This window comes from Chromobacterium sp. INPA-IVC (assembly GCF_059047085.1).
Map to the genome: position 1 here is coordinate 162,251 of NZ_JBTNLS010000003.1, position 16,144 is coordinate 178,394.

Consider the following 16,144-nt stretch of genomic DNA (forward strand, 5'->3'; position numbering starts at 1 on the left):
TGTTCGCGGCGTCCATTAAACTGCCGCGCCGCAATGGCGCGGCGGGGATGGGATATCAGGCGACGTTCTGCTCGGCCGACCAGTTGCGGTACCACTCGCGGAACAGCGCGTACTGGGTTTCGGCATAGCGGCGCTGGGCGGCGCTCAGCGCGTCGGTCTCGTTGAAATGCAGCGCATATTCCTTGTCGCCGTTCAGCACCATCAGGTGCTTGTAATACAGCACCAGGTCGCAGCCCTCGTCGAAGGAGGACAACACGGCCAGCGCCGATTCCAGCTCGCCGGCACGGCGGCGGGCGGCGGCATCGCCCCTGGCTGCCGCTTTGCTCAGTGCCACCAGGTGCAGCACTTCGCGCGGCAGCGCGTTGCCGATGCCGGTGATGGCGCCGGTGGCGTTGCAATTGACGAAGCCGTGCACCACCTGGGTGTCCACCCCCACCATCAGCGTGACTTCGTCATCCTGGGAGGTGATGTGCTCGGCGGCGTAGCGCATGTCGGCGGCGCCGCCGAACTCCTTGAAGCCGATCAGATTGGGATAGGCGCGGCGCAGCTCGAAGAACAGGTCGGCGCGGGTGGCGAAGCCGTAATAGGGGCTGTTGTAGATCACGGCCGGCAGCTTGGGCGCGGCAGCCAGAATGGCCGAGAAATGCGCCTTTTGCGCGGCCGGCGACGCGCCGCGCGACAACACGCGCGGGATCACCATCAAGCCATGCGCGCCCACCCTGGCGGCGTGGGCCGCATGGGAAACCGCCTCGCGGGTGTTGACGGCGCCGGTGCCGACTATGGTCGGCACGCCGGCGGCCACCAGCCGCGCCACGCCCTCCTGGCGCTGGGCTTCGCTCAGCAACGGCCAGTCTCCCATCGAGCCGCAGTACACCACCGCACTCATGCCCAGGGATACCAGCTCCTTGCCCTTGGCCACCAGCGCGTCGAAATCCGGCTGGCGATCGGCTGTGCACGGGGTCATCAGCGCCGGGATGCAGCCGGTGAAAATGTTATCGCTCATTGTCTTGCTCCTTGCGGCATTCATTCAGGTGGTAAAGGTAACGAGAGGCGCGGGCTCAGATGCCCCACGCGAAGGGGTCTTGCTCGTCGATCAGCAATGTGGCGCGCGCCGTGATGTGGGCGCGGCCGGTGATGTAGGGGCGGATGAAGTCGCCTTCGCGCTGGTAACGGCCGATGAAGCGGCTGCCGGTGATGCCGGCCTGCACCCACTCTTCGCCTTCGGCCAGCTTGCCGTCGGCGGCCAGGCAGGCCAGCTTGGCGCTGGTGCCGGTACCGCAGGGGGAACGGTCGTAGGCCTTGCCGGGGCACATGACGAAGTTGCGGCTGTCGGCGTGTTCGTCATCGGCGAACAGCTCCACATGATCGATGCGCGCGCCGTCGGCGCCGGTGATGCCCTGCGCCTCCAGCGCCTGCATCGTGGCGCAGCTGAACGCGCTCAGCGCCTCGACATTGTCCAGCCGCACGCTCAGGCCATGCTCGGCCACCAGGAAAAACCAATTGCCGCCCCAGGCGATGTCGCCAGCCACCGTTCCATGGCCGGGCACCTCCACTGTCGCCTGCCTGCGGTAGCGGTAGGCCGGCACATTGCGCAGCGTCACCGCGCCGTCCTGATGCAAGACGGCGTCCACCGGCCCCACCGGGGTGTCGATCTTGTGGGTGCCGGGCGCGATGCGCCCCAGGTAATGCAAGGAGGCAATCAGGCCTATGGTGCCGTGGCCGCACATGCCGATGTAGCCCGTGTTGTTGAAGAAGATCACCCCGCAGGCGGCGTCGGGCGAAACCGGCTCGCAACACAGCGCGCCCACCAGCACATCGCTGCCGCGCGGCTCCAGCAGGCAGGCGCGGCGCCATTGGTCGTGCCGCTCGCGCAATTCATCGCGCTTGTCCGCCATGGAGGCCCCCGCCAGCGCGGGAAATCCGCTCAGCACCAGCCGGGTGGGTTCGCCCCCGGTGTGGGAATCGATGATCTCCATCTGTTTCATTCGCTTGTCCATTTTCAAACCCCATCCAGTCCGGCCGACCGCGCCGTCGTCTCGCAGGCCGTTGATTCCATTGAATCTCCTCGCCGCGCCGGTATTCGCTTCCACCCCGCTAGCATGGCTGCGTTGTCGCCGACAATCTTGATGGTTATCATCAGTTGCGATGACGAAATCGGCATAGTTTTCGTTTCAGAGGGCTTGACGTGCGGGATAGGCTTGATGCTTGGCCGGGCGGCAGAGCATTCGGGATGGCGAGGCGGCGTCGGACGCCGACGGCCAGGCGCGGCGCTTGGCGCGCCAAGAAAGGCGGGAGGGATGACGAGCGAGACCGTGGAAAAAATCGCCCGCTGGCGGGATGAAATCCGCCCGGCGACGATAGACCAGCTGCTGGCGGGCATCGCCCCGCTGTTGCCGGTGCTGGACCTGATCCCCAATGCGGCCATCTTCATCAAGGACAGGCAGGCGCGCTATCTCTGCGCCAACCAGACGCTGGTGCAGCGCTGCGGACTGAGGGATTTGCGGCCGTTGCTGGGCAAGACCAGCGCGGAAGTGTTCCCGGCCCAGTTGGGGCCGGCGTATACGGCGCAGGATCTCAAGGTGCTGCAGGACGGCCTGGTGCTGGAAAGCCAGCTGGAACTGCATCTGTTCAAGAACCGGGAGCCGGGCTGGTGCCTGACCTACAAGTGGCCGTTGCGCGACCGGCAAGACGAAATCATCGGCCTGATAGGCATCTCGCTGGACCTGCAAGCGGCCAGCAAAACCCACCCGGCGTACAAACGCCTGGTGGCGGTGGACGAGTTCATTCGCCGCAACTTCAGCCAGCCGGTCACCATGGCGGAGCTCACCGGCATCGCCGGCATGTCCGCCGCCCAGCTGGAGCGCTACTGCAAAAAGGTGTTCCACCTGTCGCCGCGGCAGATGATACACAAGGCCAGGCTGGAACACGCGCACCGGCTGCTGCATGAAGACATGGCCATCACCGAAGTGGCGCTACGCTGCGGCTATGCCGATCACAGCGCCTTCAGCCGGCAGTTCAAGGCCTTGACCGGCCTGACGCCGCGCCAGTACCGCCAGCAGCTGGGCAAGAGCGATGCCGGGCCGGCTTCGGATGCTGAATAGCCAGCGCGGGGTTCTGAGACCGGCTGCGCTTGTCCGGCCGTGGGTCTGACAGCAAGTCCACGCAACCTCTGGCGGCGGCCTCGGTCATAATGCGGTGATCCATCACTGAACACGGAGCGTTTGATGAAGTTTCTCCTGCCCGCCGCCGCCCTACTAATTTCCGCCGCGGCCATGGCCGATGCGCCAAGCAAGCCCGTCATCACCGGCAACATCCTGCGTCTGGATTCCGCCTGCGATTTCACCGAAAGCAGCCTGAACATCCAGCGCGACAACCTCTCCCTGAGCGCCACGCTCAACAAGCCAGCCGCCGCGCGCCTGCAGCAGGCCACCGGCGACTTCCTGAATCAAAGCATGGTGGTGGTGATCAACGACGTGCCCGTCAGCGCTCCGGTAGTCCGGGCCGTGATCAACACCGGCAAGGTTCAATTCGCGCTGGGGCGCGACGCCGCCGACAAACTGTTGCCCACCCTGCTGGAAACCACCTGCTACCAGGAAAAGCCGCAGGCCAAATAACCGGCCGCTAGGCCTTGTGCGTGGACAGCAAGATGCTGGTTTCGCTGGCGGAAATGCCCGGAATCAGCCTGACGCGCCCCAGCACCCGGTCGAATTGCTCGAGCGAATCGGCGCGCAGCTCGGCCAGGATGTCCCAGCGGCCATTGGTGGAGTGCAAGGCGTGGACGCTGGGATCGCCGCGCAGCGCCTGCATCACCGCGGCGGCCTTGTTGCCCTCCACCGAGATGCACATCCATGCCCGGATGCGCCTGGCTTCCGCCTCCGGCTTCACTTTCACCGTGTAGCCGACGATCACCCCGCTCTCTTCCAGCCTGGCGATGCGATGCTGCACCGTCGCCCGCGACACTCTCAGCTTCTCCGCCAACGCGGTGACGGATATCCGCGCGTCGTCGCGCAGCAGCGCCAGTAATTGCCTGTCGGTATCGTTCATGCCAAATCGTCAATCAAACCCATCAATTTGTAAAACAATATGAAAATTCTGTAAGGTTTGCCAGCTTTTTGACGACAATCCGGAGGCGCACAATATCGACCATTCTTGATCGGCATCAATACCGGCTCAATCAATGGCCGCGGATCAAGACGGACACCTTACCCACCGCCTCCCCTAGGATGAAAAGGCATGCAAACCACCAGCGACGTTCTGATGATCCGGCCGGTCCGCTTCCTGTCCAACCCGCAAACCACTGCCAGCAACGCCTTCCAGAACCGGGAACGGGACGCCGCCGAGGCGCAGCGCGCCGCGCTGGCCGAATTCGACGCCTATGTCGACGCGCTGCGCGCCTGCGGCGTCAATGTGCTGGTGGTGGATGACACCCATGAGCCCCACACGCCGGACTCCATCTTTCCCAACAACTGGCTGAGCCTGCATGCCGACGGCCGGGCGCTGATTTACCCGATGGAGGCGGAAAACCGCCGGCAGGAACGGCGCCAGGACATCCTGGACGCCATCGGAAAACAGTTCGATTTGCGCCGCGCGGTCGACCTCAGCCCTTTCGAGCGCGATGGCCATTACCACGAGGGCACCGGCTCCATGGTGTTCGACCACTCGGCCCGCGTCGCCTATGTCTGCCGCTCGACGCGCAGCAGCGAGCGGGTGATGGAAGCGGTGGAGCGGGAAATCGGCTACCGGCCGTTCTGGTTCGGCGCGGCCGACCGCGTCGGCAAACCCATCTTCCACACCAATGTGATGATGAGCGTGGGCCGCGCGCTGGCCGTGGTCTGCCTGGAATCGGTGGCCGACGCCGGCGAGCGCCGCGCGCTGCGCCATTCGCTGGAGCAAGGCGGCAAGCGCGTCGTCGACATCGACTACCGCCAGCTGGAATGCTTCGCCGGCAATATGCTGGAGCTGTCCGCCGCCGACGGCGCGCCGGTGTTCGCCTTGTCGCGCCAGGCCTGGGAGGCGCTGACGGCGGAACAGCAAGGCCTGCTCTCCAGCGAGGCCCGCATCGCGCTGGCGCCGATCGACACCATAGAGCGGCTGGGCGGCGGCGGCGCGCGCTGCATGGTGGCGGAGATTTTCCTGCCGCGCCGAAGCGTGGCTCAACCCTAGCCGATGTCGCCGGCGCCGGCCGACAAGAAAAAAGGCCGCACGAGGCGGCCGCAAAGGGGTAGATGGTTGAATGTCATGAACATGATCATTCCATTCATAACAATTTAGCACATAGGCATTCTTTAGCAAGCTTGCTTGACTTAATTTTTATTAAGAAAAGCTTGATTGTTCACAAAGCTATTACATTGAATTTGGCAACTTTACTGAATTTTAAGCCGATCATTTGGCAATCAGTGTCCAAATTTCAACGAAAACAGAATATCGCTGACCAAGGCCGATCCCAGGAAGGTGCCGCTGAACACCAGGATGGCGATCACCAGCAGACGCAGGCCGTCGCGCTTGAAAATGGCCGCTTCGCGCCGGGTCACGGCCAAGCCGGCGTAGGCCAGCACCAGCGTCGCGCAGGCCAGCACGTCCACCTGGCTGAAGCACTGGTTGCGCCACTCGCCGCCGGGCAGGCCCGGCAGGCTGGCCAGCACGCCCAGGATGGACAGCCAGATCAGCGTCGGGATCTTCAGCGGCAGCCAGCGGTTGAGCAGGCGGCTGGCGAAACAGATGCCCAGCACCATCGCCACGCCCGGCAGCACCGCGGCCAGCTCTTTCTTGGGGCCGATCAGATGGCTGAGCACGATGATGGCGCCGGCCATCAGCAGGTTGGCGGCGAAAGCGCCCAGCCCCAGCTCGGGCTCTTCCGATTTCAGCAGCTCGGCATCGGCGGCGTCCATCCGGATGGCGGCTTGCGGCCGGGGCGCGCGCAGGCGGCTCAGCAGCGCGTACAGCTTGTTGGCGAACGGCAGCGCCACGTAGATGCCGAACAGCACGCCGGTGGTGGTGGTCAGCAGGTTGCTGGCCGCCGCCAGCGCCATCAGCGTGTCCTTCTGCTCCGGCAGGGCGGTGATCAGCGTGCCGGCGCAGGCGGCCATCATGCTGCCGCTGCCGACGCCGCAGGCGATGGCCAGCGCCTTGTCGCTGAACAGGTTCCAGGAGTGCACCACCGGCACGATCAGCGAGAAGAAAATGGTGCCGAACATGGTGCCGATCGCGTAGACGCTGAGCGCGCCCATGCCTTCCGGGCTGCGCAGGCCGTAGCGTTCGGAGATCACCGCGATATTGGGTTCGCGGTCGATGGAAAACGTTGCCCCCACCGCCTCGCGGCCCATGCGGAACAGCAGCACCGCCACCGGCATCGCCACCAGCGCGGTGGCGACATTGCCCAGCTCGTGGAAGATCAGCACCGGCCCGGCGGCGACGATGGCCTGGAACTGCGGCCCCAGCAGCGTGGCCAGCTTGGCCACCAGCGGCAGCACCGCGATGATGATCACCTGGCTCAGGGTGGCGCTGACGTCGCGGCTCACCCAGCGGCCGGCCAGCGGATTGACAGCCGGGTTGCACATCATGCCCAGCACGAAGGCGTACAGCAGCGGCAGCAGGATGATGCTGCCCTTGCCCACCGAAAACTTCTGCACGTAAATCAGTTCGGCGACGATCACGATGCCTATCGCCATCAGGTGGGCCAGACGGTTGAATCCCGCGCCCGCAGCCACCCCGCCGCCCTGCAATTGCCCAACACCCGCATGCGCCATGCTTTTATTCCCGTTATTGTTTTGCGGCCGCGGGGGCCAACGTGGTTTCCACCAGCTTGATCCAGTACGCCGCGCCTATCGCCAGCGCCTGGTCGTTGAAATCGTAATGCGGGCTGTGCAGCCCCGCGCTGGGCGCCGGACCGTCCACGCCCAGCCAGGCATAACAGCCGGGACGCTCCTGCAGCATGAAGGCGAAGTCTTCGGACGCCATCGACGGCCGCATATTGGTGCGCACGTTCGCCTCGCCCAGCAATTCGGCGGCGACGTCGGCCGCCCGCCAGGTTTCCGCCTCGGCGTTGATGGTGGCCGGATAGCGGTACCAGTAGTCCATTTCCGCCTCCACGCCCATCGCCAGCGCGATGTGGTCGACCAGCGCGCGCATCCGGCTCTCTATCACCGCCTGCACCGTGGGATTGACATAGCGGACCGTGCCACGCAGCAGCGCCTGCTCGGGAATGATGTTCCAGGTGGAACCCGCTTCCACCTGGGTGACGGACAGCACCGCGCAATCCAGCGGATCGACGTTGCGGCTGACGATGCTCTGCAGCGCCGTCACCAGCTGGGCCTGGGCCGCGACCACGTCGCGGGTGCGCTCCGGCATCGCCGCGTGGCCGCCCTGGCCGCGCAGGCGGATCTCGAACAGGTCGAAGGCCATCATCATCGGGCCCGGATGCATGGCCATCTGCCCCAGCGGCAGGCCGGGCCAGTTGTGCATGCCGTAGACGCCGTCCACCGGGAAGCGCTCGAACAAGCCGTCTTCCAGCATCTCCTGGCCGCCGCCCTCGTTCTCTTCGGCCGGCTGGAAGATGAACTGGACAGTGCCGTCGAACGCGCGGCTCTCGGCCAGATGCCTGGCGGCGCCAAGCAGCATCGCGCAGTGGCCGTCGTGGCCGCAGGCGTGCATGCGGCCGGCGTGCAGCGAGCGGTAAGGCGCGTCGCCCTCTTCATGCAGATGCAGCGCGTCCATGTCGGCGCGCAGGCCGATGGAGCGCTCGCCGCCGCCGGCGCGCAAGGTGCCCACCACGCCGGTGCGGCCGATGCCGGTCGCCACCTCCAGCCCAAAGCTGCGCAGCAAAGCAGCGATCTTGCCCGCGGTGCGGTGCTCGTCGAACGCGGTTTCCGGATGGCGGTGCAGATCCTGCCGCCATGCCGCCATGTCCTGCACGGCGGCATCGGACAGCATCGCGAATCCGCCCAACCGGCCTTGCCTGTCTGCCTGCATACCCTTCTCCCGATTCGCGGCAGCCAAGTCCAATGGACTGAATAACCACACCGCGAAAGTACCTTGTCATTATGAGCGGCGATTGTAAGCAAATGACAAACAATTCTCCAACATCATAGAATGGTTTCTTTGTTGCCTTTAAGGCAACACAACTAATCAGGATGAAACATGGAGTTCAATGATCAGCGCGTCCGTTACTTCTTCGAAGCGGCCCGGCTGGGCGGCGTGCGCGCGGCGGCGGACCGCATGGACATCGCCGCTTCCGCGGTCAGCCGGCAGATCCGCCAGCTGGAGATGGAACTGGGCGCCACGCTGTTCGAACGCCACCGCCGCGGCTTCCAGCCGACCGAGGCCGGCCGGCTGCTGCTGGACTATCACAGCAAGCAGCTGAGCGAGCAGGAAGCGGTGATGACGGCGCTGCGCGAGCTGAAAGGCATACACCGCGGCCACGTGTCCGTGGTGACCGGCGGCGGCGTGATCAGCGATCTGATCGAAGCCATCCATCCGTTTTCCCAGCGTTACCCGCAGATCACGGTGGGCATCGACATCCGCGGCACCAACGACATCGTGCGCACGGTGCTGGAGGACCGGGCGCATATCGGCATCGTGTTCTATACCGCGCCCAACCCTTTGTTGAGGGTGCACCGCAGCTCGGTCCAGCCGCTGTACGCGGTGGCAGCCCCCAATCACCCGCTGGCGCGGGCGAAACGCCCCATCGGCCTGGAGGAGCTGGCGCGGCACAAGCTGGCGCTGCCGGACGTGAGCTTCGGCGTGCGGCAGATCCTGCGCGACGCGGAGCGGGCCGAACAATGCCAGCTGGAACCGGCCATCGTCACCAATTCCTACCGGGTGATGATTGAATACGCGCTGACCGGGCAGGCGGCGACGGTGCAGCCGCTCTTCGCAGTCCGGCGCGAGCTGGAAAACGGCCAGTTGCTGGCCATTCCGATCGAACAGCGCAATCTGCAGCGGGCCGAGGTGCACCTGATCACCCATCAGGGCCGGCGGCAAAGCCCGGCCGCCGCCAGGCTGCTGGAGATGCTGGCCGGCTCCATGCCGGCCTTCCGCGACGGCGCCGTTACGCCGTAGCGTCCGCGAAGCTCCGCGCCAGTTCCGCGAAGGCGCGGGCGGCGGCGCTGCGATAGCCGTCCCGCTTGGTCAACAGCGCGGCCTGCCGCCCCGGCAAGGCCGGCTCCAGCGCCAGCACCACCAGCCCTGGCTGGCTGGCGGCGACGGCCGCGGGCAGGATGCCGGCCAAGCCGCCGTGGCGGATGACCTCCACCGCCGCGCCCATGCCGTTCACCTCGATCGCCGCCCTGGGCCGGATGCCGTGGCGGAGGCAGTAGTCGTCGACATGGCGGCGCGTGATGAAATCCGCGCTCAGCAAAACCAGCGGCATCGCCTCCAGCTCCGCCAGGGACAAGGCCTCCCTCCTCCCCGCCAGCGGGTGCCCCTCTCCCGCCACCAGCGCCAGGCGCTCGTCCAGCAAGGGCTGTGCCTCCACCTCCAGCGTGCCCGAGGGCGCGAAGCCAATGCCGATATCGAAAGCGTCGTCGGCCAACCCGGCCTCCATCGCCTCTTGCGACATCTCGCGCACGATCAGCGCGATGCCGGAATGGCGCTGATGGAAGCGCGCCAGCAAGGGCCCCGCCAGCCAGGCGGCGAAGGTCGGGGTCATCGCCAGGCGCAGCTGCCCGCGCTGCAACGAAGCCACATCGTGCAAGGCGCGCTTGCCGGCCTCCAGATCGCGCAGCGCGCGGCGGGCGTAGACCCGGTAGGCGTCGCCGGCGTCGGTCAGCCGCAGCTGGCGGCCGCTCCGGTCGAACAGCTCCGCGCCCAGCGCCTCTTCCAGCTGGCGTATCTGCTGCGACAGCGTCGGCTGGGAAACATGCAGCGCCTCGGCCGCGCGGGTGAAATTGCGGTGCTCGGCTACCGCGAGGAAGTAACGGATGTGTCGTAACAGCATGAGCCCAAACTATTGGTTATTCCTATGAAAGTCATAATTTACCAGTCTTGGACCCAATAATAAAAGCGGCGCATCATCCGTTCATCGTTTCACCACACGGAGAACCGCCATGCAGGACATCATCGCCGGCACCCTCAAATTCCAGCGCGAGGCCTATCCGGAACGCGCCGAACTGTTCCGCCGGCTCGCCGGCTCGCAATCTCCCGCCACGCTATTCATCGCCTGCTCCGACAGCCGGGTGGTGCCGGAATTGCTGACCCAGCGCGAACCGGGCGAGCTGTTCGTCATCCGCAACGCCGGCAACATCGTGCCCGGCTACGGCCAGGAGCCGGGAGGCGTGTCAGCCTCCGTGGAATACGCGGTCGCCGCGCTGGGCGTGGCCGACATCGTGGTCTGCGGCCATTCCGACTGCGGCGCGATGACGGCCGTCGCCTGCGACAAGGATCTGACGGGCATGCCCGCCGTCGCCGGCTGGCTGCGCCACGCCGACTGCGCCAAGGCGATCAGCGACGCCGGCGAGCACGCCGGCCACGACGCCAAAGTGAATGCCATGGCCCGCGAAAACGTCATCGCCCAGCTGGCCAATCTGCGCACCCATCCCTCGGTGGCGCTGGCGCTGAGGCAGGGCCGGCTGCGCCTGCACGGCTGGATGTACGACATCGCCAGCGGCGACATCCAGGCCCTGGATCCGGAGCAAGGCCGCTTCGTTCCGCTGCTAGATTGCCCGCAAACGGCGGCCATGCTGGACGGCGCCGTCCAACGGCCCTGAACCAAAACCATCCCCCGCGCGGCGGCGCGCCAGCCTTTCATGGCACCGCCAGCCGCGCTCAATCCCAAGCAAGGAGAATCAATATGCAATCCCAATGCCAGCAAGCCCCGCGCCAAGCCCTGACCGACGCCATCATCGCCGCCAAGACGCGCAAGCGCCTGAGCTTCGAGGAGATAAACCAGGGCACCGGCCTCAGCATCGCCTACACCACCGCCGCGCTGCTGGGCCAGCACGCGCTGCCGGAAGCGGCCGCCCGCCTGGTGGCGGACCGTCTGGAACTGGACGACGACGCCGTCACGCTGCTGCAGACCATCCCGCTGCGCGGCAGCATTCCGGGCGGCGTGCCGACCGACCCCACCATCTACCGCTTCTATGAAATGGTGCAGATCTACGGCACCACGCTGAAGGCGCTGGTGCATGAGCAATTCGGCGACGGCATCATCAGCGCGATCAACTTCAAGCTGGACATCAAGAAAGTGGAAGACCCGGACGGCGGCCAACGCGCGGTGATCACGCTGGACGGCAAGTACCTGCCGACCAAGCCGTTCTGATTGTCCCCGCAGGCGGATCGGCGGTCTCTCCCGAGCCGCGTCCGCAGCAGCCGCCGGCATCGCGCCGGCGGCTGAACCGGCGCTACTGCTAGCCGCGCGCGGGCTCCGGCGCGCGCTCGGCCAGCATCAGCGCCACCGTGGCCATGCCCAGCATGGCCGCCACGGCCCCGGTCAGAAACACCGCGCCGTAGCCGAAGCTGTCGGCGAACAAGCCGGCCACCGGCCCCGTCAAGCCATAGGCCAGATCCTGGAAAGCCGCGAAGCCGCCCAGCGCGGAGCCGCGCAGATGGGCTGGCACGCGCTTGATCACCTCCACGCCCATGCCCGGGAACACCATGGAGCAACCGACGCCGGTCAGCAGCGCCCCCAGCAAGGCGGCGGCCGGCGTGGCCGCGCTCCAGATCAGCCACTGGCCGACGGCCTCCACCGCCAGCGAGGCCAGCGCCACCTTCGCGCCGCCGATGCGATCGGGCAAATGGCCGCACAACACGCGCACCAGCACGAAGCCGACGCCGAAACCGGTCAGGCCCAGGCTGCCCCAGGCCCAGCCCCGGCTGGAGAAATACAAGGCGAAGAAGGCGCCCAAACCGGCGAAGCCGACCCCTTGCAGAAAGACCGCCGCACCCGGCTTGCCGATGCGCCCCAGGATGCGCAGGAAGGACTCCCGCTGGCCGGCATGCGGCGCGATGCGCGGAAACCGCCGGATCAGAAGCAACCCGGCCAGCGGCAGCAACGCGCAAGTAGCCATCAGCGGCCGGAAGCCCGCCTGCTGGAACAACAACAGCCCCAAAGGCCCGCCGGCGGCGAAAGCGCCATACATTCCCATGCCCACCAGCGACATCACCTTGCCGGAATGGGCCGGCCCCATCAGGCCTATGCTCCAGGCCGCCATGCCGACGATGGCCAGACTCTCGCCCAGACCCAGCAGCAAGCGCCCGGACAACAGCACGCCCAGCGCCAAGGCCGGCTGATCGGCCAGCCAGGACGAAGCCAGGCAAACCGCGCCGGCCAGCATGTACAGGTACAGCCCGCGCCGCATGCAGGCCTTGCCGCCCTGCTGATCGCACAGGCGCCCGGCGTAGCCGCGGGTCAGGATGGTGGAAAAGAAAGTGATGCCCACCGCCAGCCCGCCCAGCGCGTTGCCGTAATGCAGTTGGTCGATCACATAAATGGAGGTGACCGGCAGCGACATCGCCACCGCCAGATAAGACAGGAACAACGCCGCCGTCTTGGCCAGCAGGCGGCGGTAAGCTTGAGGAAATGACAGGACTTCAGACATGAACAGCGATCTCCGCGCAGATCCCGGCCCGCGCGGCGGTCGCTTCAATAAGGCAACGCACCGCGCCACGGCCGGGTGGCTAGGGTGCGTTGCTTGACGTAAACGCTTACGGCCGCAGGCTTGCGCCTGACGGCGGATATAGTTCGCCTAACTTATCACTTGCGCCGCCGTCACGCAAGCCCGCGGCCTCCCCGCCTGGCCTCATCCTGGCTCGCCGGCGGCCCCGGCTTCATTTCCGGCTGCTGAAGCAACTGGCACATGCCGCCCATGCTGGGCACCATGCACAAGGGCGTGCCCGGCGGCAGGCCGGCGTCAGGCGTCCCTTCCGCCACGCTGTCCGCGCCGCGGCTGGTTTCGAGCGGGGTGTAGTCCAGGCGCGGCAACAAGGTCGGCGCCAGCACTTTCAGCACCTGCACCGGCAAGGCGCTGGTGAACCGGTAATCGGCCGCCTTGGGTCCGGCCACGTAGGCGACGATGGTGCCGAAGTAATGGTCGCCGATATAGAACACGAAGGCGCCGGAGCGGCTGACCACCCGCGCCGAGGTCAAGCCGCCGCCGCGGGAGAAGGTCTTGAAGCGGTTGTCGCCGGTGCCGGTCTTGCCGCCTATCAACGTGTGTTCGCCCTTCTTGCGGTCGAAGGAACCGGCCACCCGGTGGGCGGTGCCCTTGTCCACCACTTCGGACAGCACCTGGCGCACCAGCTGCGGAATCTCCGGCGGCAGCACCCTCACCCCGCGCGTCGGCGCCTGCGCCAGCGAAGTCTCGTACGGCGTGGCCTCGGCGAAGCGCATCTTGTCGATGTAGACGGTGGGCAGGCGGACGCCGTCATTGGACAGGATGCCCATCAGCTCGGCCAGGGCCGCCGGCCGGTCGGCCGAAGCGCCCAGCGCGGTGGCGTAGGACGGCACCAGGGAGTCGAAGGGATAGCCCATCCGCTTCCACGCCGCGTGTATCTTGCGGAAAGCGTCGGTTTCCTGGATCTGGCGGATGCGGTTGTCCTGGCCGCCCTTGTGCTTGCTGTTGAACAGCCACTGGTACACTTCCTGGCGCTGGGCGGCGCTGGCCTGGACCATCTCGCTCCAGCCCGCGTCGGGATGCGCGTGCAGATAGGCGACCATCCACAGCTCCAGCGGATGGACCCCGGCCAGGTAGCCGCGGTCGGCCAGGTTGAAGCGGTCCGGGCCCAGCTCGTCGTACAGCTTGGCCAGCGTCGCGGGCTCCAGCTTGGCCGGCGGATTGGCGTGCTTGGCGATGAAAGCCGCCATCGCCTGCTGATCTTCCGTCGGGCGGATGCTGCGGAAGATCACCGCCAGACGCTTGGGACTGCGCCGCGCCTTCTCCACCAGCAACGCGTCGATCTGGTTCACATCCTTGCCGCGGTACTTGTGGTAGAAGCCGGCCATGAAGGTCTTGCCTTCCTTGTCGGCGAAGCGCTGCAGGTATTCGCGCCGGCGCGGGTCTTCCTTATCGCCCATCAGGGTGTCGTCGTAGCCGGCCGGATACATGTAGTAGCGGACGATGTCGCGCATCACCCGGATGTAGACCAGGTTCACCGAGCGCTGGGTCGCCTCGCGCAGGCTCAGGATGCGGCCATTGTCGTTCTTGTCGAAGTTCTCGAAAGTATGGCGCCCGCCGCCGGTGAAGAAGCTCTCGCCCGGGCTGGCGCTGTACTTGCGTTCCAGGGAAGCGGCCAGCATGGACGGCAAGGTGCGGTCGTCGCTCTGGCGCAGATAGTCTATCGCCCAGCGCCGCAGCACCGACTCATGCTCGCCCGACTTGATCTTGCCCAGCGCCTCAGGGCTCAGGCCCGCGTATTGCCGGTGCAGATCGGCGATCACTTCCAGATAGGTGACCAGCGTGCGCAGCTTGGAGGTGGAGCCCAGGTCCAGCTTGGTGCCCTCGTTGATGTCGAAGGGCTGGTCGAAATTGTCGGCCTGCACCCGCACCTTGTTGCCGAACGGCGTGCGTTCGATCAGCGTGAAGCTGTAGGTCACGCCCTCCGGCGAGCCCTGCTGCAGCAGGAACTTGTCGCCCAGGCCCACCGACTTCGCGTACTCGGGGTCGCGCAGCTTCATCAGGTGGTCGGTGACCGACTGCTGCAGCTGCGAATCCAGCGTGCTGTTGACCTCGAGATCGACATGGTCCAGATCGTACAGCCTGGGCATGCCCAGCATGCCGGCCAGCTTGATCCGCACCGCGTTGGCGCCCTTGCGCTCCACCAGCGACTTGACCGTCGGATTCACTTTTTCCTTCTGCTGCCGCAGCGACACCTTCAGCGCCGCGTCGCACAGCTCCTGCGAGATCACCTTGTCCCGCGCCATCAGCCGCAGATAGGAATTGGTCAGGTCTTCCAGCACCTTCATGTCGCCATTCAGGTAAGCGGACGGGCCGCGCTGGGAAATCATCAGGCTGAACGCCTCCTTGAACACGGTGGCCTGCTCGTCCACCGTCAGCGGAGAGTCGTTGTCCAGCGTGCGGTTCATCTCGTCGAAAGAGCGGCCATACCAGGCCCACATGCCGTCGCCAATGCCGGAGATCTCGCCGAAACCGGCGCGCGCCGCCAGCGGCACCGTGTTCAGATACTCCACCACCAGTTGGCGGCGGAAAGCGGTGGTGTCCTCGCCGTTGTGATAGGCGCGCACCGAGGCCGACAACATCTGGCGCAGCTTTTCCTTGGGCGAGCCGGTGCGGCCGCCGGGGGAATGGCGGAACTTCTCGATCTGGGTGGCCAGGGTGCTGGCGCCGGCCGAGTGGTAGCCGGAGCGGAACAGGTGCAGGCTCTCGTCGGCCAGCGCCTTGCCGAAGCGCGACCATTCGATGGCCGGGTTCTGCTGCGGATTGCCATCGTCCAGCAGGGTATGGTTTTCGATGTACAGCAGACCGGCCACCAGCAACCGCGGCAGCGATTCGAAATTACTGTATATCCGCTGCGGATACTGCGACTGGTAAATGGGCCTGCCATAGCCGTCCCGGACCAGCAGCCCGGCCTGGTCCTTCTCGCGGTATGGCGGGAACAGGCCCAGCGGCAGCAGCGGACCGGTGACGCCGCGGTCGGTCAGCTTGATCAAGTCGGGGGACTGGCGGGCCTGGGCGTCTATCGCGTAACCGCGCTGCCCCAGCCGCTGCAGGAAGCGCGGCAGCTCGACATAGCCCATGCGCTGGTCGTAGGGGCCGCCGGGAGAGGGAAAACGCATTTCCTTGCTCGGCCCCTGCTCCACCGCGAAGGTGGCGTGGCGGCCGGCGCGGCTGAAGAACATCGACTGGAAGTGGGATGTGTGGATTTCGTTCAGCAGCAACGAGGCGCCCAGGCCGAACAATGCGATGCCAAGGCCGGCCAGCGCCCACCAAACGGAAGAAGACGGTTTGCCCTTGCCCAATCCGAGTTTGGCTTCCGAAGTGTCTATCATGATCAGTCGGCCCTCAGGGCCGCCCCCTTAGCAGGAACTGGAGAATGTCGCCGCCGCTCCGCCCCCGGCGGCATCCTCTCGGATATCGCGCGCCAGACAGGCTTTATCTCACTATCGGACAGCCTTACGGCTTTACAAGCCCGGGACAACTCTACTCACAATTCCCTTGCGCCGACACGCGCCTTCCGCGCCCTGCGCGCCCCT

The 16,144-nt window shown here is 66.1% G+C and carries 14 protein-coding genes; 6 read left to right on the forward strand and 8 right to left on the reverse strand.

The annotated features are described in order from the left end of the window. Positions 1-55: 55 nt before the first annotated feature. Both ACX17K_RS06165 and ACX17K_RS06170 read right to left on the reverse strand, forming a co-directional pair. Positions 56-1,003, reverse strand: coding sequence for a dihydrodipicolinate synthase family protein (locus ACX17K_RS06165; RefSeq protein WP_493774119.1), 948 nt, complete (start codon positions 1,001-1,003; stop codon positions 56-58). A 55-nt stretch (positions 1,004-1,058) separates the two neighbouring features. Further along, positions 1,059-1,985: a 4-hydroxyproline epimerase gene (locus ACX17K_RS06170; RefSeq protein ID WP_493774120.1), complete on the reverse strand. Its 927-nt coding sequence runs from the start codon at positions 1,983-1,985 to the stop codon at positions 1,059-1,061. 312 nt (positions 1,986-2,297) lie between these two features. Between ACX17K_RS06170 and ACX17K_RS06175 the strand changes: the two genes are divergently transcribed. Together ACX17K_RS06175 and ACX17K_RS06180 are read left to right on the forward strand one after the other, a co-directional pair. Next, positions 2,298-3,101 carry a PAS domain-containing protein gene (locus ACX17K_RS06175; RefSeq protein WP_493774121.1) on the forward strand — a complete coding sequence of 268 codons (804 nt, stop codon included), beginning with the start codon at positions 2,298-2,300 and terminating at the stop codon, positions 3,099-3,101. Between the two features lie 123 nt (positions 3,102-3,224). Next, positions 3,225-3,614 (forward strand): hypothetical protein, encoded by a 390-nt coding sequence (locus tag ACX17K_RS06180; RefSeq protein WP_493774122.1) that lies wholly within the window; start codon positions 3,225-3,227, stop codon positions 3,612-3,614. Between the two features lie 7 nt (positions 3,615-3,621). Here ACX17K_RS06180 and ACX17K_RS06185 read toward each other — a convergent pair whose 3' ends face one another. Beyond that, positions 3,622-4,044 carry an Lrp/AsnC family transcriptional regulator gene (locus ACX17K_RS06185; protein WP_231150666.1) on the reverse strand — a complete coding sequence of 141 codons (423 nt, stop codon included), beginning with the start codon at positions 4,042-4,044 and terminating at the stop codon, positions 3,622-3,624. A gap of 189 nt (positions 4,045-4,233) precedes the next feature. Here ACX17K_RS06185 and ctlX point away from each other — a divergent pair, with 189 nt between their 5' ends. Beyond that, on the forward strand, positions 4,234-5,163 hold the full coding sequence (ctlX, locus tag ACX17K_RS06190) for a citrulline utilization hydrolase CtlX (protein ID WP_493774123.1): 930 nt from the start codon (positions 4,234-4,236) through the stop codon (positions 5,161-5,163). A 230-nt stretch (positions 5,164-5,393) separates the two neighbouring features. Here ctlX and ACX17K_RS06195 read toward each other — a convergent pair whose 3' ends face one another. Both ACX17K_RS06195 and ACX17K_RS06200 read right to left on the reverse strand, forming a co-directional pair. After that, positions 5,394-6,746 (reverse strand): DUF3100 domain-containing protein, encoded by a 1,353-nt coding sequence (locus ACX17K_RS06195; RefSeq protein ID WP_343481812.1) that lies wholly within the window; start codon positions 6,744-6,746, stop codon positions 5,394-5,396. Between the two features lie 13 nt (positions 6,747-6,759). Continuing rightward, the gene (locus ACX17K_RS06200; protein WP_231150663.1) at positions 6,760-7,968 is read right to left on the reverse strand and encodes a M20 aminoacylase family protein; all 1,209 of its coding nucleotides are present in this window, start codon (positions 7,966-7,968) and stop codon (positions 6,760-6,762) included. Positions 7,969-8,136: 168 nt separating this feature from the next. On the opposite strand from ACX17K_RS06200, the gene ACX17K_RS06205 reads away from it, so the two are divergent. Further along, entirely contained in the window at positions 8,137-9,057 is a 921-nt protein-coding gene (locus tag ACX17K_RS06205) for a LysR family transcriptional regulator (RefSeq protein WP_493774124.1), read from the forward strand. On the opposite strand, the gene cynR is transcribed toward ACX17K_RS06205, so the two are convergent. Further along, positions 9,047-9,934 carry a transcriptional regulator CynR gene (cynR, locus tag ACX17K_RS06210; protein ID WP_493774125.1) on the reverse strand — a complete coding sequence of 296 codons (888 nt, stop codon included), beginning with the start codon at positions 9,932-9,934 and terminating at the stop codon, positions 9,047-9,049. The two genes, ACX17K_RS06205 and cynR, sit on opposite strands and share 11 nt — an antisense overlap. Before the next feature lie 109 nt (positions 9,935-10,043). Between cynR and ACX17K_RS06215 the strand changes: the two genes are divergently transcribed. Both ACX17K_RS06215 and cynS read left to right on the forward strand, forming a co-directional pair. After that, a complete protein-coding gene (locus tag ACX17K_RS06215; RefSeq protein ID WP_493774126.1) occupies positions 10,044-10,703 on the forward strand; it encodes a carbonic anhydrase in 660 nt (219 codons plus the stop codon). Positions 10,704-10,786: 83 nt separating this feature from the next. Beyond that, a complete protein-coding gene (cynS, locus tag ACX17K_RS06220) occupies positions 10,787-11,254 on the forward strand; it encodes a cyanase (RefSeq protein ID WP_493774127.1) in 468 nt (155 codons plus the stop codon). 88 nt (positions 11,255-11,342) lie between these two features. On the opposite strand, the gene ACX17K_RS06225 is transcribed toward cynS, so the two are convergent. Together ACX17K_RS06225 and ACX17K_RS06230 are read right to left on the reverse strand one after the other, a co-directional pair. Beyond that, positions 11,343-12,533: an MFS transporter gene (locus ACX17K_RS06225; protein WP_493774128.1), complete on the reverse strand. Its 1,191-nt coding sequence runs from the start codon at positions 12,531-12,533 to the stop codon at positions 11,343-11,345. A 170-nt stretch (positions 12,534-12,703) separates the two neighbouring features. Then, positions 12,704-15,940: a transglycosylase domain-containing protein gene (locus ACX17K_RS06230; protein WP_493774129.1), complete on the reverse strand. Its 3,237-nt coding sequence runs from the start codon at positions 15,938-15,940 to the stop codon at positions 12,704-12,706. Between the last annotated feature and the right edge of the window lie 204 nt (positions 15,941-16,144).